The sequence below is a fragment of the Lysinibacillus sp. FSL M8-0337 genome, from assembly GCF_038593855.1.
Lineage (GTDB): Bacteria > Bacillota > Bacilli > Bacillales_A > Planococcaceae > Lysinibacillus > Lysinibacillus sphaericus_D.
The window spans coordinates 3,290,752-3,309,933 of record NZ_CP151996.1 but is presented as its reverse complement, the minus strand read 5'-3'; the positions used below and the strand labels follow the sequence as shown (position 1 = coordinate 3,309,933).

Annotated in this window: 15 protein-coding genes and 1 riboswitch; of the genes, 14 read left to right on the top strand and 1 reads right to left on the bottom strand. The window is 40.2% G+C overall.

What is annotated here, in order from left to right:
* The first annotated feature begins 3 nt into the window (after positions 1-3).
* Complete coding sequence (pheT, locus tag MKY08_RS16015) at positions 4-2,421, top strand: phenylalanine--tRNA ligase subunit beta (RefSeq protein ID WP_069513681.1); 2,418 nt, start codon at positions 4-6, stop codon at positions 2,419-2,421.
* A gap of 288 nt (positions 2,422-2,709) precedes the next feature.
* On the opposite strand, the gene rnhC is transcribed toward pheT, so the two are convergent.
* Entirely contained in the window at positions 2,710-3,636 is a 927-nt protein-coding gene (gene rnhC / locus MKY08_RS16010) for a ribonuclease HIII (protein ID WP_069513680.1), read from the bottom strand.
* Positions 3,637-3,771: 135 nt separating this feature from the next.
* Here rnhC and zapA point away from each other — a divergent pair, with 135 nt between their 5' ends.
* The 13 genes from zapA to MKY08_RS15945 all read left to right on the top strand — a co-directional run bounded on the left by zapA (position 3,772) and on the right by MKY08_RS15945 (position 19,129).
* Entirely contained in the window at positions 3,772-4,032 is a 261-nt protein-coding gene (zapA, locus tag MKY08_RS16005; protein WP_024363855.1) for a cell division protein ZapA, read from the top strand.
* Positions 4,033-4,037: 5 nt separating this feature from the next.
* Positions 4,038-4,583 (top strand): CvpA family protein, encoded by a 546-nt coding sequence (locus tag MKY08_RS16000; RefSeq protein WP_069513679.1) that lies wholly within the window; start codon positions 4,038-4,040, stop codon positions 4,581-4,583.
* 259 nt (positions 4,584-4,842) lie between these two features.
* Complete coding sequence (gene polX, locus MKY08_RS15995) at positions 4,843-6,552, top strand: DNA polymerase/3'-5' exonuclease PolX (protein WP_069513677.1); 1,710 nt, start codon at positions 4,843-4,845, stop codon at positions 6,550-6,552.
* 18 nt (positions 6,553-6,570) lie between these two features.
* Positions 6,571-8,937 (top strand): endonuclease MutS2, encoded by a 2,367-nt coding sequence (locus MKY08_RS15990; protein WP_069513675.1) that lies wholly within the window; start codon positions 6,571-6,573, stop codon positions 8,935-8,937.
* 21 nt (positions 8,938-8,958) lie between these two features.
* Positions 8,959-9,372, top strand: a complete 414-nt coding sequence (locus tag MKY08_RS15985; RefSeq protein WP_010860124.1) for a DUF350 domain-containing protein — start codon at positions 8,959-8,961, stop codon at positions 9,370-9,372.
* 457 nt (positions 9,373-9,829) lie between these two features.
* Positions 9,830-11,521 (top strand): AMP-binding protein, encoded by a 1,692-nt coding sequence (locus MKY08_RS15980; RefSeq protein WP_069513673.1) that lies wholly within the window; start codon positions 9,830-9,832, stop codon positions 11,519-11,521.
* Between the two features lie 237 nt (positions 11,522-11,758).
* The gene (locus MKY08_RS15975) at positions 11,759-12,340 is read left to right on the top strand and encodes a TetR/AcrR family transcriptional regulator (protein WP_024363860.1); all 582 of its coding nucleotides are present in this window, start codon (positions 11,759-11,761) and stop codon (positions 12,338-12,340) included.
* 14 nt (positions 12,341-12,354) lie between these two features.
* Complete coding sequence (locus MKY08_RS15970) at positions 12,355-13,128, top strand: enoyl-CoA hydratase (protein ID WP_069513670.1); 774 nt, start codon at positions 12,355-12,357, stop codon at positions 13,126-13,128.
* Between the two features lie 110 nt (positions 13,129-13,238).
* Positions 13,239-14,012 carry an electron transfer flavoprotein subunit beta/FixA family protein gene (locus MKY08_RS15965; protein WP_024363862.1) on the top strand — a complete coding sequence of 258 codons (774 nt, stop codon included), beginning with the start codon at positions 13,239-13,241 and terminating at the stop codon, positions 14,010-14,012.
* Positions 14,013-14,063: 51 nt separating this feature from the next.
* Positions 14,064-15,041, top strand: a complete 978-nt coding sequence (locus MKY08_RS15960) for an electron transfer flavoprotein subunit alpha/FixB family protein (protein ID WP_069513669.1) — start codon at positions 14,064-14,066, stop codon at positions 15,039-15,041.
* A gap of 181 nt (positions 15,042-15,222) precedes the next feature.
* Entirely contained in the window at positions 15,223-15,534 is a 312-nt protein-coding gene (trxA, locus tag MKY08_RS15955) for a thioredoxin (protein WP_024363864.1), read from the top strand.
* 156 nt (positions 15,535-15,690) lie between these two features.
* Positions 15,691-17,481 (top strand): excinuclease ABC subunit UvrC, encoded by a 1,791-nt coding sequence (gene uvrC, locus MKY08_RS15950; protein WP_069513667.1) that lies wholly within the window; start codon positions 15,691-15,693, stop codon positions 17,479-17,481.
* Positions 17,482-17,618: 137 nt separating this feature from the next.
* Positions 17,619-17,796: riboswitch (Lysine riboswitch) on the top strand.
* Positions 17,797-17,899: 103 nt separating this feature from the next.
* Positions 17,900-19,129, top strand: a complete 1,230-nt coding sequence (locus tag MKY08_RS15945; RefSeq protein ID WP_069513665.1) for an aspartate kinase — start codon at positions 17,900-17,902, stop codon at positions 19,127-19,129.
* Positions 19,130-19,182: the final 53 nt, after the last annotated feature.

Below are 19,182 nucleotides of genomic sequence, written 5' to 3'. Positions count from 1 at the left end.
TAAATGTTAGTATCATTAGAATGGTTAAAAGATTATGTAAGTACACAAGGCTTAGCGCCTGAAGAATTAGCAGAAAAAATTACTCGCTCAGGCATTGAAGTAGACGCAGTAATTGACCGTGCAAGCGGTATGGATAAAATTGTTGTCGGCTATGTTGTATCAAAAGAAAAACACCCTGAAGCTGATAAATTAAATATTTGCCAAGTAGATGTTGGAGAAGAAGCACCACAACAAATTATTTGTGGAGCGCCAAACGTGGATGCAGGTCAAAAAGTAATTGTTGCGCGTCCAGGTGCACATTTACCAGGTGGCATTAAAATTAAAAAAGCAAAACTACGTGGGCACGAATCGAACGGTATGATTTGTTCATTACAAGAGCTTGGTATTGAAGGGAAGGTAGTACCGAAAGCTTATGCAGAGGGCATTTACGTGTTACCAGCAGATGCAGAAGTGGGCGCTGATGCGCTAGCGCTTTTAGGTCTTCGTGATACAGTGCTTGAGCTTGGCTTAACACCAAACCGCTCAGATGCGCTTTCGATGTTAGGGGTAGCTTATGAGGTGGGTGCTATTCTATCAGAGGAAGTAAAGTACCCAGAAATCGCTTATAGCACATCTTCTGACAAAGCGGAGGATTTACTAAAGCTTCGTGTCGAAGACTTACAAGCGAACCCAATGTACGTAGCGAAAGTTGTAAAAAACGTTAAAATAGCAGAATCACCAATGTGGTTACAGCACCGTTTGATGGCAGCTGGCGTACGTCCACACAACAATGTAGTCGATGTGACAAACTATATTTTAATGGAATATGGTCAACCACTTCATGCATTTGACTATGATAGCTTAGCAACAGGTGAAATCGTTGTGCGTAAAGCAACAGAAGGTGAAAAAATCACGACTTTAGATGACCAAGAGCGTACATTAAAGGCATCTGATTTAGTGATTACGAATGGCAAAGAGCCAGTGGCAATTGCAGGCGTAATGGGTGGAGCCAATTCGGAAGTAACAGCATCTACAACGACCGTTGTTATTGAATCTGCTTATTTCGATGGCTTAACAGTACGTCAAACTTCACGCAATCTAGGTCTTCGTTCAGATGCTTCAGCTCGCTTTGAAAAAGGTGTTGACCCTAACCGTGTTGTGCCTGCAGCTGAACGTGCAGCGGCATTGCTTGCTGAATTAGCTGGCGGTGAAGTGTTAGAAGGCACTTGTATCGTAGATGAATTAGATAAAACACCAGCACGTGTTGTAGTCTCTCCAGATTTTATTAACGAACGTCTTGGTATGAAAATTTCATTAGAAGATATGCTTTCGATTTTAGAGCGTTTGAAATTCGGTGTAGAAGCAGCAAATGGCTTATTAATCATTGATGCACCAACACGTCGTCAAGATATTAAAATCGAAGAAGATATCGTCGAAGAGATTGCACGTTTATATGGCTACGATGAAATCCCTATGACTTTACCAGAAGGTGCCAACCAAGTTGGGCAACTGACAGCTTATCAAGCAAATCGTCGCGTTGTACGTAACTATATGGAAGGTGCGGGGCTTTATCAAGCGGTTACTTATTCATTAACGTCTGAGGCGTTATCACAACGCTTTGCACTAAAAGCGGAGCCCGTAACACGTTTATTAATGCCAATGAGTGAAGAACGTTCAACACTTCGTCAAAGCTTAATTCCACATTTAATCGAAGCGGCGGCATATAATGTAGCACGTAAAGCGGATAGCGTAGCATTATACGAGGTTGGTTCTGTCTTCCTTGGTCAAACAGCAGAGGGCTTACCGTTTGAGGAAGAGCATGTAGCAGCTGTGTTAACGGGTAAATGGTTAGATCATGCTTGGCAAGGTGAGAAAAAAGAAGTTGATTTCTTCGTATTGAAAGGTATTATCGAGGGTGTTATTGGCAAGCTTGGTTTAACAGAGCGCATTACGTTTGTGAAAGCAGAAGTAGCTGGCTTACATCCTGGTCGTACCGCTAGCATTTTATTAGATGGCGAACAAGTGGGTATTATCGGCGGTTTACATCCTGCGGAGCAAAAAGCAAGGGGTGTAAAAGATACGTACGTGATGGAAATGAATCTAGTAGCATTACTACAAGCCAATGCAAGTGAAGCGCCACTTGGCTATAAACCGGTGCCTCGTTTCCCAGCGATGTCTCGTGATATCGCACTTGTGATGAATCGCGCAACAACAGCGGGTGAAGTAGTAACGATTATTCGTTCGGCAGGAGTGAAACTGTTGAAGGATATTAAAGTATTCGATGTTTATGAAGGTGAAAAAATGGAGGCAGGTAAAAAATCTGTTGCCTTCTCCCTCACATACTTCGATCCAGAACGCACGTTAACAGATGAAGAAGTTGTTGCTGCGCATAATAAAGTATTGAAAGCCATTGCTACAATTGAAGGAACAGAAGTACGTTAATTTACATTAATTATAAGCTGTCTCGAATACGGAGATAGCGCAGAATGTTGACAAAAGGCATCCAGAGGTTCGCTCTAGATGCCTTTTGTCTTTTTTATATTATTGATGAGCATAAAATAGTTTTGCAATTATATTCACCTGATTGCAGCAAAGGGCTGGAGACTCCTGCGGGACAGCACAGCACATAAGATGCGGGCATTCCACGCTTTTAGCGAGGGTTGCGGCTTACTGGCTGAGCGGAAAGCTTCCAGTCCGTAGCAGAAATCAACGGCAGAAACCCCTATAAATCTATTTTAACTTCCGAGCTTTTTCGGTGTTGGCAAAATGCCATTTCGTAATGGAGCGTAAAAATTCCTCGCCTTGTCCACGCCAAATACGGGCTGCTAAGGCATCAACCTTGCTAGATGCACCTTTTTGTAACGTCACGCCAGCAAGCTCACTGAGTCGATCCATTTCTTTTAAGAATGCTGCACGAGCCAAAATGGAAGCGGTGGCAACGGAAACATGTAATTGTTCTGCTTTCGTTGAAAATAGGACGCCATCTCGGACAATTTCACGCTCATTTTTTAAATAATTATAATACACCCCGCGTTCTGCAAACTGATCAATTAAAATATGTGCAGGTTTTTCGGGCGCCATTTTCGCTAATGTATGTCCAAGTGCCTTATTATGCATCATCGCTTTCATTTTGCCCTGTGAATAGCCTTTTGCTTGTAAAGCATTATATTTTTCATTGCGCAATACGAGTACGCTATGAATACATGCCGCACGTAAATCAGGGGCAATTTTTCGCATATAGTCATCCGTAAGCATTTTAGAATCTTTCACGCCAAGTTCATTAATCAATTCTATTTTTGAAGAAGGAACGTAAACGGCTGCCACTGTTATCGGTCCGAAATAATCGCCAGTTCCTGTTTCGTCAGAGCCTAACACAGACATGGCGGCAAAACCTGCTGGAAGTGTATCTCCTTTTACACCAACAGTTGAAGCCTTTTGCGTAGCTGATGCCCCAGAGCTTCCCCATCGTGCGGCTTCTCGCTCAGCACCGCCTCCTTGAAACATACATTTTCCTGATTTATACATCGTAATGGCTGTATCAGGCAGTTTTGCGGCGAACACAACACCAGGTGCTTTTCGCTCCACATAATAATTTGCGTAGTAGGACATTACCTCTTTTTGTGCAGTTGTTGAAATTAAAAGTACAATATTTGACATTAAACCGTTCCTTTCTATCCTCATTGTTCACAATTTTATACCTTTCATGGTATGATAATATATAGCTTTTTTGTATGGACGTTGCTCATAACGAATAAAACTGTGAGCAAAAAGATTTTACTGGAGGGTGCGACTATGGAAAATCAAGAAAAGAATAAAATTTCTGTGGAAATATATGGTCATACATATAAAATGGTCGGCTCCGAATCCATTGGACATATGCGACTTGTCGCTTCTATTGTTGATGACCGTATGCGCGAAATGAATTTACATAATCCCTCACTTGATAGCACAAAGCTTGCCGTCCTTACAGCCGTAAATACGGTGCATGATTATTTACTCTTAAAAGAGCAAATAGAATTACTAGAAGAAGAATTGAAAAAATTAAAGGGTTGAAGTAAATGCTAGATTTAATTATATTAGTAGTTCTATTAGGTGGACTGCTAGTGGGGGCAAAACGTGGCTTCATTGTACAAATGATGCATATAGTTAGCTTTGTTGTTGCCCTAATTGTTGCGTATATTTATTATAAGCCATTAGCACAGAAATTTGTGTTTTGGGTGCCATATCCAGGTGTTACAGATTCGGGAAGCCTTGGAGTTGTCATTGACAGCTTAGATTTAGACCGAACATTTTATCGTGTCATTGCGTTTGCGGTTATTTTCTTTGCAGTAAAGATTGCCTTGCAAATAGTGGCATCCATCTTTGATTTCATTGCGTATTTACCAGTGTTAAGTACGGTCAATCGCTGGCTTGGTGCACTGCTTGGCATGATTGAAAATTATTTGATTTTGTTTATTGTATTGTATGTTATGGCATTAGTACCGATTGATTTCATTCAGAATTTAATGTCGAAGTCGTTTATATCAGGCCTTATTTTGGAACATACGCCGATTATTACAAAGATGTTCCAAAATTGGTGGTATATTTATCTCCATGCTTCCTAATACAATTTGGCATCTACGCATGGAAAATTGAATGTAGTATTCACTCATTTGACCGTAGAAATCTGCTAAATGGCGAAATTTCTGTTAAGGGCATAGCTGTTTTGTGCACAAGCCGATTGTAAAATTTGTTGAATGTTGATTGCCTATCGCAATGTAAGCTAAAACAAAGTTGCGCAAAAGCCGTAATGAATAGGCAATAGTAAATGATGCACTTCTCTCGGACTAGAGGGAAGTGTTTTTACGATAGGGGGAATTCTAAATGAACAAAAAAACAATTATTCGTACATTAGAAAAAATTGCATTATATATGGAGTTACAAGGTGAAAATCCGTTCAAAGTATCCGCATTCCGCAAAGCTGCAGCAGCATTAGAAGGTGACGAGCGCTCGCTTAGTGAGATGGAGGATGTAACAAAGCTTAAAGGAATCGGTAAAGGCACCGCTGCTGTTATTGAAGACTTAATCGAGACAGGTGAATCGAGTCTGCTTAAAGAATTACAAGATATTGTCCCGAAAGGATTACTGCCATTACTGAAGTTACCAGGCTTAGGCGGCAAAAAGATTGCGAAGCTTCACCAAGAGCTAGGCATAGACTCTGCTGAAAGCTTACAAGCTGCATGTGAAGCGGGTAAAGTGCGCGAGCTATCAGGCTTTGCCGCCAAAACAGAAGAAAAGATTTTAAAGGAACTTGCTAATTTTGCCAATCGTTCAGAACGTTTGCCAATTTGGCAACTTGAGCCTGTCGTTTTACAAATTGAAGCACTTCTCGGTAGTATGGAAGAAGTGACGCGTTTTTCCGTAGCAGGCAGTTTCCGTCGTGCATCTGAAACAAGTAAAGATATTGATTTTATTGTTGTCACTGAAGCAGTAGAGACGGTACGAGAAAAAATATTGAGTGCACTCGCTATTCAAGAGGTAGTGGCAGCCGGAGATACAAAAATTTCCGTTATTTTAGATTTAGATGATGCTGTAAGTGTTGATTTTCGATTAGTAAAGGATGTTGAGTATGCCACAGCCTTGCACCATTTTACAGGCTCAAAAGAGCATAACGTTCGCATGCGCCAACTTGCCAAAACACGTGGGGAAAAAATTAGTGAGTATGGTGTAGAGCAAGCAGATGGTTCTGTGCTGACATTTGCAGACGAAGCGGCATTTTTTGCCCATTTTGATATGCCATTTATCCCGCCTAGCTTACGAACAGGGTCAACAGAGTTTGACCGGCAAAGTGAAGTCAAGGATTTAGTTAAGCTAGAGGATATTGTTGCTGATTTGCATATGCATACAACATGGTCAGATGGCGCGTACTCTGTGGCGGAAATGGGCGAGGCGCTTATTTCCCGTGGTTATCAATATAGCGTTATTACCGATCACTCACAATATTTAAAAGTGGCAAATGGTTTAACACCTGCACGCTTAGTGAAGCAACGAGCTGAAATTGATGCTTTTAACGAAACACATTCTGACTTTTATTTATATGCAGGCACAGAAATGGATATTTTACCAGATGGTTCGTTAGATTTTGATGATGAAGTACTGCGGAAATTGGATTTCGTGATTGCCTCCATTCATTCGAGTTTTACACAATCACAGGATAAAATTATGGCGCGATTACATACCGCGATGCAAAATCCGTATGTACATATGATTGCTCATCCGACGGGTCGCATTATTGAAGACCGGGCTGGTTATAATCCAAATATCGCGCAGTTGATTGAATGGGCAAAGGAATATGGTAAAATTTTAGAGTTGAACGCCAATCCCTATCGTTTAGATTTATGCGTTGAGCATTTAGAAATGGCTGTTGCAGCAGGTGTACCAGTAGCGATTAATACCGATGCACATGATATTGCGCATTTACGTTTTATGGATATTGGTGTGCGCTATGCAAATAGGGCATGGCTGAAAAAAGATATGATTGTCAATACATGGACGAGCGAACAGTTCGAGTCGTTCATTCGACGAAATAAATAGGTTGAGGAGGTGTTCTCAGTGATCGCAGACCGCGCATTGAAAACACTAGAATATGATAAGGTACGTCAACAAGTGGCTACATACTGTACTTCTTCAATCGGCAAATCAGCCATTGATGAACTTGTGCCACAAACAGACTTTGAAAAAGTCGTTCAATTATTAGAAGAAATGGATGAAGGGCTATCCATTTTACGTGTAAAAGGCAATGTGCCAATGGGTGGTATTTTCGATGTACGACCAGCAGCAAGACGTGCTCAAATCGGAGGCATGCTTTCAGCGATGGAATTAATGGAAGTGTCTAGTACGATTCGAGCTAGCCGAATACTGCGGAATTTCTTAGAAGATTTAGAGTCAGATGAAATTATTGAAATCCCTCATTTTATCGCTAAAAAGGAAATGATGCCTGTATTAACAGGTTTACAGCATGAAATTAATAACTGTATTGATGACAATGGTGCTGTTTTAGATTCTGCAAGTCAAACGTTGCGCTCTATTCGCCAGTCTCTACGAGCAGAAGAGGCTAAAGTGCGTTCAAAGCTAGAGAGCTTAACGCGAGGAAGTAATGCAGCCAAAATGCTTTCAGATGCAATTGTAACGATTCGTAACGACCGTTATGTGATTCCAGTTAAACAAGAATACCGCTATCACTATGGTGGCATTGTGCATGACCAATCATCGTCTGGTCAAACGTTATTTATTGAACCAGATTCAGTTGTACAAGCGAATAACGAAATACACCGTCTCAAAATGAAAGAGCAAGTTGAAATTGAGCGCATTTTGCTTGCGTTAAGTGCAATGGTTGAAGAGGTGGCACCTGATTTATTTAATTTAGTAAAACTATTAGGTGAGATTGACGTTATTTTGGCAAAGGGTAAGTATGGCCAAGCCAATAAATGTACGATGCCTAAAATGAACAAGGATGGTTATATCCGTCTTGTGCGCGCACGCCATCCGCTATTACCTATCGAAACGGCGGTTGCCAATGACATCGAATTTGGCAAAGATATTACGGCTATTGTAATTACAGGACCCAACACGGGTGGTAAAACCGTGACGTTAAAAACAGTAGGCCTTTGTACATTAATGGCACAAGCAGGCTTACCGGTGCCGGCATTAGACGGTTCAGAGCTAGCGGTATTTGAGCAACTTTTTGCTGATATTGGTGATGAGCAATCAATTGAACAATCGCTTTCAACATTTTCATCACATATGGTGAACATTGTCGACATTTTACAGCAATTTGATCACGAATCACTTGTGTTATTCGATGAATTAGGGGCCGGAACGGATCCACAAGAAGGAGCTGCCTTAGCGATTTCTATTTTAGATGAAGTGCATGGTCGTGGCGCTCGTGTCATGGCAACGACGCACTATCCTGAATTAAAAGCGTACGGCTATAATCGCCCTGGTGTTGCTAATGCAAGTGTGGAATTCGATATTGAAACGTTGAGTCCGACTTATCGCTTACTTATTGGTGTACCGGGTCGCTCCAATGCTTTTGAAATTTCTAGTCGTCTCGGTTTGCCAGAGTCAATTATCGATCGTGCTAAAAGCTTTACAGGAACGGATCGTCATGAGGTGGAATCCATGATTGCGTCCTTAGAAGCAACTAGACGCCAATCAGAGGATGATGCAGAGCGTTCCCATGATTTACTACTAGAGTCCGAAGCACTACGTAAAGAGCTTCAGGACAAGCTTCAAGCTTACGAAGAACGCAAAGAAGCCCTTGATAAAAAAGCGAAAGAAAAAGCACGCAAAATTGTCGAAGAAGCGAAACGAGAAGCTGAAACGATTATTTCAGAGCTTCGAGAAATGCGTAAAAATGCCGATCAAGTAGTGAAAGAACACGAGCTGATTGAGGCGCGGAAACGATTGGAAGAAGCGACACCACTTGAGCATAACAAAGTATTGAAAAAAGCAGCACAAGTCAAGGCGCGAGCACAAAACTTGGTTGTCGGTGATGAGGTAAAGGTGTTAAGCTATGGTCAACGAGGTACGTTGCTTGAAAAAGTGTCTGATGTTGAATGGGTTGTACAAATGGGCATTTTAAAAATGAAAATTGCCGATACCGATCTTGAATACATTAAACCAGAGAAAGCACCTATACAACGTGTTGCTGGTGTGAAAAATCGAGATAGCCATGTGAAATTAGAATTAGATTTACGTGGGGAGCGCTATGAGGATGCCTTAATTCGCACTGAAAAATATATAGATGATGCGCTACTTGCAAACTATGGTCGAGTGTCGATTATCCACGGTGTTGGAACAGGAGCATTACGTCAGGGCATTCAAAGTTACCTGAAAAAACATAAACGGGTGAAATCCTTCCGTTTTGGAGAAGCAGGCGAAGGTGGATTTGGCGTCACTGTTGTGGAATTGAAATAAGCTGTAAAGGGGACGGAGAAAATGCTAAATTCTAGCTTTTGGCGATATCCAATTATCGAAACGGCAGGATATTTTAGTGTTGTTGTGTTATGTTTAGTCGTCTCGATGGCATTGTTCGAAGTCGTTACGAAATATAAAAACTGGGAAGAAATAAAAAATGGTAATGTAGCTGTGGCGCTTGCAACGGGTGGTAAAATATTAGGTATTTGTAATATTTTTCGATATTCAATTGCTCGCCATAGCACGCTGAGTGAAATGATTGGTTGGGGACTATTTGGCTTCACGTTGCTAATTGTTGCATATTTCTTATTTGAATTTATGACCCCTCGTTTTAACGTAGATCAAGAAATTGCTAACGACAATCGCTCAGTTGGCTTTATTTCCTTTACGATTTCAGTCGGTTTATCGTTTGTTATTGGGGCAAGTATTGCATAGGAGTGTTATAGGATGGAAAAATTAGCGAAAGTTCTAATCGTAGTCTGTATCGCATTTTTGGCAGTCGGCGTCTACTATATGTTGACCGTATAATGAGACGAGGGATTTAACTGTAGGTAAACTTGAATTTCAAGTTTGTCTACAGTTTTTTTTGTTTAGAAATCTGTAGGAATCGCCACAAAACCAATCGCACGTTGATGGAAACTGCTTTTTTAAAAAAATTTTTCTAATATAGAAATATAATGGCAATCAGTTGCATAAAAAGCAAAACAATGAATGAGTATTCATAATGATATCAACGGAGAAGACATTAAGGGGTAGTAATATAAATGTTGTTAAATGCATAATAATTAATCGAAAATGCATTTATTTTCTATTTTACGTTTGAAAGTACATTCCTTTTTCATTATAATTAAAATAAGAATTTACAAAGTTTGGGACAAAGGGGAGAGGACGTATGACAGCAAAACCATGGCTAGCAAATTATCCTGAAGAAGTACCACCGTCTTTAACGTTTGAGGAAATTCCTGTGCAAGAGTTTTTAACGCGTGCCTATAAAAAGAAGCCATCGAAAGTGGCAATTCATTTCATGGGTAAGGATTTGACGTATACCGAGTTATATGAATCTGCACTTAAGTTTGCAAACTACTTACAAGCACTTGGCGTGGAAAAAGGAGATCGTGTAGCGATTATGCTACCAAACACGCCACAAAGTGTAATCGCTTACTATGGGGCAATGTATGCCGGCGCAGTCGTAGTACAGACAAATCCACTTTACACTGAACGAGAATTGCAGTACCAAATGGCGGACGCTGGTGCGAAGGTAATTTTAGTAATGGATATCTTGTATCCACGTGTTATGAAAATCATGAAAGAAACGAATCTTGAAAATGTCATTGTAACAGCAATTAAAGATTACTTACCATTTCCAAAAAATTTAGTATATCCATTTATTCAAAAAAAGCAGTACGGTTTTAGTGTGAAAGTAGAGCATAGTGGACAAAATCATTTATTTACAGAAATCATGAAGTCTTCACCTGTAAAAATGATTGAACTGCCATTTGATTTCGAAGAAGACCTTGCATTGCTTCAATATACAGGAGGGACGACAGGGTACCCGAAAGGCGTTATGTTAACGCATAAAAACTTAATTGCCAATACGACAATGTGTGATGCCTGGATGTATAAATGCGTACATGGCGAGGAAACAATTATGGGTATTCTGCCATTCTTCCACGTCTATGGTATGACAACTGTGATGCTACTATCTGTTTTTACCCAAAATAGAATGGTATTGTTGCCGAAGTTTGATGCTGAAACAGCTTTAAAAACAATTGATAAGCAAAAGCCAACATTGTTCCCTGGTGCACCGACATTATATATTGGTTTATTAAATCATCCAGATATTGCGAAGTATGATTTATCGTCTATTAAAGCATGTTTAAGTGGTTCCGCTTCACTGCCTGTAGAAGTACAGGAACAATTTGAGGCCGTAACAGGTGGGAAGCTTGTGGAAGGTTATGGGTTAACTGAAACCTCTCCCGTAACGCACGCAACACCCATTTGGGGTAACCGGGTTATCGGTTCAGTAGGTTTACCGTGGCCGAATACCGATTCTGTCATTTTACGTACGGGGGATACAGAACAACTTGCTGTCGGTGAAGTAGGTGAAATTGCTGTCAAAGGTCCACAGGTTATGAAGGGCTATTGGAATCGTCCAGAAGATACGGCTGCAACTTTTGCAGATGGCTGGTTTTTAACAGGAGACCTTGGCTATATGGATGAGAAAGGTTACTTCTATGTGGTGGACAGGAAAAAGGATTTAATTATTGCGGGTGGCTTTAATATTTATCCTCGTGAAGTCGAAGAAGTTTTGTATGAACGGGAAGAAATTCAAGAATGCGTTGTAGCAGGTATTCCTGATCCGTATCGAGGAGAAACAGTAAAAGCATATATTGTATTAAAAGAAGGATATTCGATTACTGAAGACGAATTAAATAAATACTGTCGTCAGCACTTGGCTGCTTTTAAAGTGCCACGCATTTATGAATTCCGAGATGAACTACCAAAAACAGCTGTTGGAAAAATTTTGCGTCGTTCCTTAGTGGATGAAGAAAAAACAAAATTAGCGAATAAAGAAGCAAAATAACTACGTGTGAAAGTATTGACAAGCGCGAGTGTAAAATATAATATGAAAATATGAATGAATAACCATTCATATTTTCATATTTTTTTTGTTTCTATTGACCACGCCGTATTTAGCTAGGATGTACCGCTCAAATTTTTGTATCGGGAACTTCAGCACTTATTAGTACTGATTGGCAAATAAGCAAAGTGCCACAGATGGAAATGGGCGTGCGTATGTTTTTTAGGTGGTGATATAAAGATGAAACGAGATAAGCCAAAATATAAGCAAATTATTGATGCAGCTGTCTTCGTTATTGCAGAAAATGGGTATCACCAAGCGCAAGTATCGAAGATCGCAAAACAAGCTGGGGTGGCTGACGGAACGATCTATTTATATTTTAAAAATAAAGAAGATATATTAATTTCTGTCTTTAATGAAAAAATGGCTGTTTTTGTAGAGTCATTACAAGATATAATAGAAAATGGAAGCACGTCGAAAGACAAACTTTCACGCATGATTGAAAATCATTTTAATGTTCTAGCTACAGATCGATCATTAGCGACTGTGACTCAATTAGAACTTCGTCAATCAAATAAAGATTTACGCCAAAAGATCAATGCAGTATTAAGAGATTACTTGCAATTGCTTGATCAGATTCTAATTGAAGGTATGGTTACTGGTGAGTTCAATCAAACGATGGATGTACGTTTGGCACGTCAAATGGTATTTGGCACAATTGACGAAACGATTACATCGTGGGTGATGAATGACTATCGATATGATTTGATAGAACAGGTTCCGAAAGTTCAGGCATTAATCCTGAACGGCATTAAAGCTTAAAAGGATGTGGAGAAATGGAATTTCTAAGTTGGAAAGTAGAAGATGGAGTAGCAATTATTACGATTGCACGTCCTCCAGCAAACGCATTATCTCGTGGAATCATTGCAGAAGTAGATGCTGTGCTAGATGCCGTAGAAAACGATGACGCTGTACGTGTCCTTGTACTTCATGGTGAAGGCCGTTTCTTCTCAGCGGGTGCAGACATTAAGGAATTTACAGAAGTTGAGTCTGGAGATGAATTCACAAAGCTTGCAGGCAATGGGCAACAAGTATTTGAACGTGTTGAAACGTTCTCAAAACCTGTTATTGCAGCGATTCACGGTGCAGCACTTGGCGGTGGTCTCGAACTAGCAATGAGTTGCCATATGCGCTTTGTAACGGAATCTGCGAAATTAGGGTTGCCTGAATTACAACTAGGTCTTATTCCAGGCTTTGGTGGCACACAACGTTTACCACGTTATGTTGGCGTAGCGAAAGCAGCGGAGATGATGTTTACAAGCGAACCTATTTCAGGAGCAGAAGCTGTGCAATGGGGCTTAGCGAACCGTGCATTTACCGATGAATCATTACTTGAGGAAACGCTAAAGATTGCTAAAAAAGTCGCTAAGAAGAGCCCAATCGCTTTGAAAGAAGCAATTCAAGCATTGCAATATGCGAAGCCGGCTTCATTCTATGAAGGTATTGAAGCAGAAGCTAAATCCTTTGGTACGGTCTTTGTATCAGCAGATGCTAAAGAAGGTATTCAAGCATTTATTGAAAAACGCGAGCCTGTGTTTACTGGCAAATAGTTTTCCATCAGTGTAGGTAACGACTGAAAGGGGAGTTCATCTACGTTGAAAATATATAATATTTACAAGTTTACTTGGAAATCAAAAAACGTTGCAGGGGGTATGAATATATGAATATTTTTGCATTAATTAAACGTACGTTTGATACAGAAGAAAAAATCGTTGTGTCAGGTGGTAAAATCCAAGAGGACGGCGCTGAATTCATTATTAATCCTTATGATGAATATGCAATTGAGGAAGCAATCCAAGTTCGTGACGCAGCTGGTGGTAAAGTAACAGTTGTCACAATTGGTGGCGAAGACGCAGAGAAACAATTACGTACAGCGTTAGCCATGGGTGCTGACGAAGCGGTTCTTATTAATACAGAAGATGATCTAGATGAATTAGATCAAAATGCAGCTGCTTATATTTTAGCTGAGTACTTAAAAGATAAAGAGGCGGACTTAATTTTAACAGGCAATGTGGCAATTGACGGCGGTTCTGGTCAAGTAGGCCCACGAGTTGCCGATTTATTAGGCATTAACTATGTAACAACTATTACAAACCTTGAAATCGATGGCACATCTGCAAAAATCGTGCGCGATATCGAAGGAGATTCAGAAGTAATTGAAACATCTTTACCACTTTTAGTAACTGCTCAACAAGGTTTAAATGAGCCACGTTACCCATCTTTACCAGGCATCATGAAGGCGAAGAAGAAACCGCTTGCAGAGCTTGAATTAGATGATTTAGATATCGATGAAGATGATGTTGAGGTAAAAGTAGAAACAGTCGACATTTACTTGCCAGCTCAAAAAGCAGCAGGTCGTATTTTAGAAGGCGAGCTTTCTGCTCAAGCAAAAGAGCTAGTCAACCTACTTCATTCAGAAGCGAAAGTAGTTTAAGTCATTTGTTAACGCAAATCGAATCTTAAAGGGTAACGGAGGGAATATACTATGTCAAAAAAAGTATTAGTATTAGGTGAAGTTCGTGAAGGAAGCTTACGTAATGTATCTTTCGAGGCAATTGCAGCAGCAAAACAAATCGCTGATGGCGGCGAAGTTGTAGGCGTACTTTTAGGGGATGCGGTTGCAGGGTTAGCAAGTGCATTATTCGAGCATGGGGCAGATCGTGTTGTGACAGTGGAGCATCCACATTTAAAACAATATACATCAGATGGCTATGGACAAGCTTTATTAGCTGTTATCGAGCAAGAAAATCCAACAGGCATCGTATTTGGTCATACAGCTAACGGTAAAGATTTATCGCCTAAAATTGCGAGTAAATTACAAGCAGGACTTGTTTCTGACGTCACTTCGATTGAAGGTGCCGGTGACGATGTAGTCTTCATCCGTCCAATTTATTCTGGTAAGGCTTTTGAAAAGGTAAAAGTAAAAGATGGCGTAGTGTTAGCTTCTATCCGTCCAAACAATATTGCACCTTTAGAAAAAGCGCCAGGTAAAACAGGTGATGTATCGTCTATTACGGTTGATATTACAAACTTACGTTCCATCATTAAAGAGGTTGTACGTAAATCTTCAGAAGGCGTAGATCTTTCAGAAGCCAAAGTGGTAGTAGCAGGTGGTCGTGGTGTTAAATCAGAGGAAGGCTTCGAACCGCTAAAAGAATTAGCAGATTTACTTGGTGGTGCAGTTGGTGCATCTCGTGGAGCATGCGATGCTGAGTATTGTGATTATTCATTACAAATCGGTCAAACGGGTAAGGTTGTGACACCAGACCTTTATATCGCAGCAGGTATTTCTGGGGCTATCCAACATTTAGCGGGTATGTCAAACTCAAAAGTCATTGTAGCGATTAATAAAGATCCTGAGGCAAATATCTTTAAAGTAGCAGACTACGGTATCGTAGGAGATTTATTCGAAGTGATTCCATTGCTAATTGAAGAATTTAAAGCGTTAAAAGTGAACGCATAAGCTAGGGGTCTTCCCTAGCTTTTTTAATGCTTGAGAGAAGAAAAAATGGAGAATAGTGAAATAGGGGAACAGGATGCCGATTGTATGTAAAGCCTAAATTAGACATTGCAGGCAGATTGTTCGCTCAACATAAATTAACCATGCTATACTACAAACATAGTAAGTTTAAGGAGGATTTCAAATGGCAATTGTACATGCAACAGATGCGACGTTCCAAGATGATATTAAAGAAGGCTTAGTATTAGTCGACTTTTGGGCTGCTTGGTGTGGACCATGTAAAATGATTGGACCAGTTCTTGAAGAAATGGATGCTGCGGGTAGTGCTGCTAAAATCGTCAAAGTTGACGTAGATAACAACCAAGGTACTGCTGCACAATACCAAATCATGTCTATTCCTTCACTGCTTTTATTCAAAAATGGTGAATTAGTAGACAAAACTGTTGGTTTCCAACCAAAAGAAGCATTAGAAGCTTTCATCGCAAAACATGCTTAATTCGTAAAAAAAGAGCTGAGCCATCTTTAGATGTGCTCGGCTTTTTTTCGTTATATAATAAAAGAGAAGCACCGTTAAATGTTGATATTTGATATCCGTTTAGGCATCGCAAATGGCGCTTTTATTTAGCATCAAAAAAAGGGGGGCAGGTAGGCGATGAATGATTTAATTAAACGAAAGCTTGATATTTTACCAGATCAGCCTGGCTGCTATTTGATGAAAGATCGACAAGGGACAATTATTTATGTAGGTAAGGCAAAGGTGCTAAAAAATCGAGTGCGCTCCTATTTTACAGGAACACACGAAGGCAAAACACAACGCCTTGTTGGCGAAATTGAAGATTTTGAGTATATTGTGACTTCATCAAATTTGGAGGCACTTATTTTAGAGTTGAACCTTATAAAGCTACACGATCCTAAATACAATATCATGCTTACAGATGATAAAACGTATCCGTATTTGAAAATTACGAACGAGAAATATCCACGACTTATTACAACACGTAAAGTAAAAAAAGATAAGGCGAAATATTTTGGCCCTTATCCAAATGCTTATGCAGCAAGTGAGACGAAAAAGCTGCTGGATAGACTATATCCACTGCGAAAATGTGTGCAATTACCAGCCAAGGTTTGCTTGTACTATCATATGGGACAGTGTTTAGCTCCGTGTGTAAAGGATATTGATGCTCACATCTATCACGATATGATTGAAGATATGACGAAGTTCTTAAATGGCGGTGTTGAGACAGTAAAAAAAGAACTGGAGGACAAGATGCTAGTTGCTGCAGAGCAACTAGAATTTGAGCGCGCGAAGGAGTTCCGCGATCAAATTGCACATATTGAGACGGTTATGCAAAAACAAAAAATCGTGTCTAGTGATACGACCAACCGTGATGTCTTTGGTTATGCAGTTGAAAAAGGTTGGATGTGTGTGCAAGTGTTTTTCGTTCGTCAAGGCAAGTTAATTGAAAGGGATGTCTCCATTTTCCCAATTTATCAGGACGTGGAGGAAGAATTTTTAACGTTTGTCGGACGCTTTTATGAAAAGCTAGAGCATATTAAACCGAAAGAAATTTTCATTCCACAGGCTATTGATGCGGCAATTTTAACCGAATTATTAGGGGTTAAAGTACTGACACCCAAGCGAGGGCAAAAGAAAGAGCTAGTTGATTTGGCTATGAAAAATGCGGAAATTGCTGTGGCAGCTAAATTCCAATTGATTGAACGACAAGAAGAACGTACAATTGGCGCATGCGAAGCACTAGGCGAAGCAATGGGCATTTCAGCACCACTGCGCATTGAAGCATTCGATAATAGTCATATGCATGGTACGGATGCAGTATCAGCAATGGTTGTTTTTATTGATGGTAAACCGGCAAAGAAAGAATATCGTAAATACAAAACACGAACAGCCGCAAAACATGACGATTACGGGGCAATGCAGGAAGTGATACGACGCCGTTACACGAGGGTATTAAAAGAAGGCTTGCCATTGCCCGATTTAGTGCTAATAGATGGCGGTAAAGGACAGATGGAAGTGGCACGAGAAGTGTTGGAAGATGAACTTGGTCTTGTTATTCCGATCGCTGGTTTAGCAAAAGATGATAAGCATAATACATCTCAGCTCTTATTCGGAGATCCGCCTGATGTTGTCGCATTAAAACGAACGAGTGATGGCTTTTATTTACTTCAACGTATTCAGGATGAAGTGCACCGTTTTGCTATTACATTCCTACGTCAACAGCATGAAAAAAATGCTATTCAATCTGTACTCGATGGCATTGAAGGTGTTGGACCGAAACGAAAGCAACAGCTATTGAAGCATTTTGGCTCAGTTAAAAAGATTCGTGAGGCGAGTGAGCTTGCCCTTCAAGAAGCAGGAATGCCTGCAAACTTAGCGAACATTATTTACACTTATTTTCAGCAGCAGACGTTGTCAAAGGATTAGACATATGCTAATGTTGGAATAGAACATGGCAATGGTAATACCATTATGTTCTAACGATCCTTGTATGAACGATTGTGCAGTAAAGCATAATAACGCAGCATTTTCATAAAAGGAAAAAATTACATTTCACTATTTTAAGTGATGATAGAGGTGCAAGGTTCAATAGTAGCACATCGAAGGATGGACAAATCCAGTGATGATGTGTGAAAGGGGAGCTTGCCGAAGTGAAGTATCGTTGTTCCGATACTTTGCTGGTTTTGCATTTAACAGATGTAGGACTGTCGAATCTTGACGTTTCGGAGAGCTATCACACATGCGCAAGCTATTTTATTGTACATGTTGCAGGCAGCTTTCACGTTATGTGAAGGCTGCCTTTTTGCTGTTCTAGAAACGAATCTAAAAAAGGAGAATGATGAAAATGGCAAGTATTGTATTGAAATTTGGTGGACCTGCAATCGCCTCAACAGAGCGGATTCAGGAGGTCGCTAAAATTGCAATGGCAAAAAAAGAGCGTGGCTATGATGTAGTAGTAGTGACAGCAGCGATGGGACGTACAGCTAAAGACTTAACGAAAATGGTACGTGCATTATCAGATGATGCCTCTAAACGTGAGATGGATGTACTGTTATCGACGAGCTCACAACTATCAAGTGCACTATTTGCAATCGCTTTGCAAGAGGCCGGTTATGATGCAGTGTCATTAACTGGCTGGCAAGCTGGTGTGCAGACAGATGCAAAACATTTTAATGCACGTATTGATCAAATCGATGTTCGTCGCATGCAAGGGCATATGACGCAAGGACAAATTGTTGTCGTTGCTGGGGAACAAGGGATAAATGCTGCCAACAATATTACAACACTTGGTAAGGGTGGAGCGGAAACGACAGCAGTAGCCATTGCAGCAGCATTAGATGCGGAGCGTGTTGAGATTTATACAAATGTCGATGGTGTCTATACAGCTGATCCAAGTCATATTGAAAAAGCGAGAAAGTTACAGGAGATTTCCTATGATGAAATGTTGGAACTTTCGCATTTAGGGTCACATATTCTACATCCACGTGCAGTGGAGTTGGCAAAAAAATTCCAAATACCGGTGATTATTCGTTCAAGTGTAGTGGATACAGTCGGTACTTTATTGAAGGAGGAAGTTGAAATGGAGAAAAATTTAATTGTACGTGGTGTTGCTTTCGAAGCAGATATTATTCGTCTAACAATTGGCTATGATACATATTCTACTGCTTCGTTAGCAGATATGTTTGCGATACTGGCAGAAAACCGCATTAATGTTGATATTATTGTTCAAGCTATTATTGAAGGTGTGAAACCATCTGTATCCTTTACCATTTTAAAAGAGGAATTCGCTGAAGCTTTACGTGTGTTAGAAAATAGTAAATTGTCGCTTGGTTTTAGCTTTGCTGATTTTGAGATTGGCTTAGCGAAAGTTTCGATTATTGGATCTGGGATGGCATCGAATCCTGGAGTAGCTGCCAGAATGTTTGATCGCTTACGTCGAGAGGATATTCCAGTAAAAATGGTGAGTACGTCGGAAATTAAAGTCTCTGTTGTTGTACCGCAAGACGAAATGATTCGTGCTGCCAATGCATTACACGAGGAGTTTAATTTAGAAGAAGAGATTCACAAACAGTAACTACTATATAAAAATGATAAAAGGCATCAAGAGTAACATCTTGTTGCCTTTTG

Bases quoted from the DNA above. Each gene is read 5' to 3' on its own strand.
- MKY08_RS15965 (WP_024363862.1), top strand. From the start codon at position 13,239: ATGAATATTTTTGCATTAATTAAACGTACGTTTGATACAGAAGAAAAA.
- pheT (WP_069513681.1), top strand. From the start codon at position 4: ATGTTAGTATCATTAGAATGGTTAAAAGATTATGTAAGTACACAAGGC.
- MKY08_RS15960 (WP_069513669.1), top strand. From the start codon at position 14,064: ATGTCAAAAAAAGTATTAGTATTAGGTGAAGTTCGTGAAGGAAGCTTA.
- zapA (WP_024363855.1), top strand. From the start codon at position 3,772: ATGGAAAATCAAGAAAAGAATAAAATTTCTGTGGAAATATATGGTCAT.
- polX (WP_069513677.1), top strand. From the start codon at position 4,843: ATGAACAAAAAAACAATTATTCGTACATTAGAAAAAATTGCATTATAT.
- MKY08_RS15985 (WP_010860124.1), top strand. From the start codon at position 8,959: ATGCTAAATTCTAGCTTTTGGCGATATCCAATTATCGAAACGGCAGGA.
- MKY08_RS15975 (WP_024363860.1), top strand. From the start codon at position 11,759: ATGAAACGAGATAAGCCAAAATATAAGCAAATTATTGATGCAGCTGTC.
- MKY08_RS15970 (WP_069513670.1), top strand. From the start codon at position 12,355: ATGGAATTTCTAAGTTGGAAAGTAGAAGATGGAGTAGCAATTATTACG.
- rnhC (WP_069513680.1), bottom strand. From the start codon at position 3,636: ATGTCAAATATTGTACTTTTAATTTCAACAACTGCACAAAAAGAGGTA.
- MKY08_RS16000 (WP_069513679.1), top strand. From the start codon at position 4,038: ATGCTAGATTTAATTATATTAGTAGTTCTATTAGGTGGACTGCTAGTG.
- MKY08_RS15980 (WP_069513673.1), top strand. From the start codon at position 9,830: ATGACAGCAAAACCATGGCTAGCAAATTATCCTGAAGAAGTACCACCG.
- trxA (WP_024363864.1), top strand. From the start codon at position 15,223: ATGGCAATTGTACATGCAACAGATGCGACGTTCCAAGATGATATTAAA.
- MKY08_RS15945 (WP_069513665.1), top strand. From the start codon at position 17,900: ATGGCAAGTATTGTATTGAAATTTGGTGGACCTGCAATCGCCTCAACA.
- uvrC (WP_069513667.1), top strand. From the start codon at position 15,691: ATGAATGATTTAATTAAACGAAAGCTTGATATTTTACCAGATCAGCCT.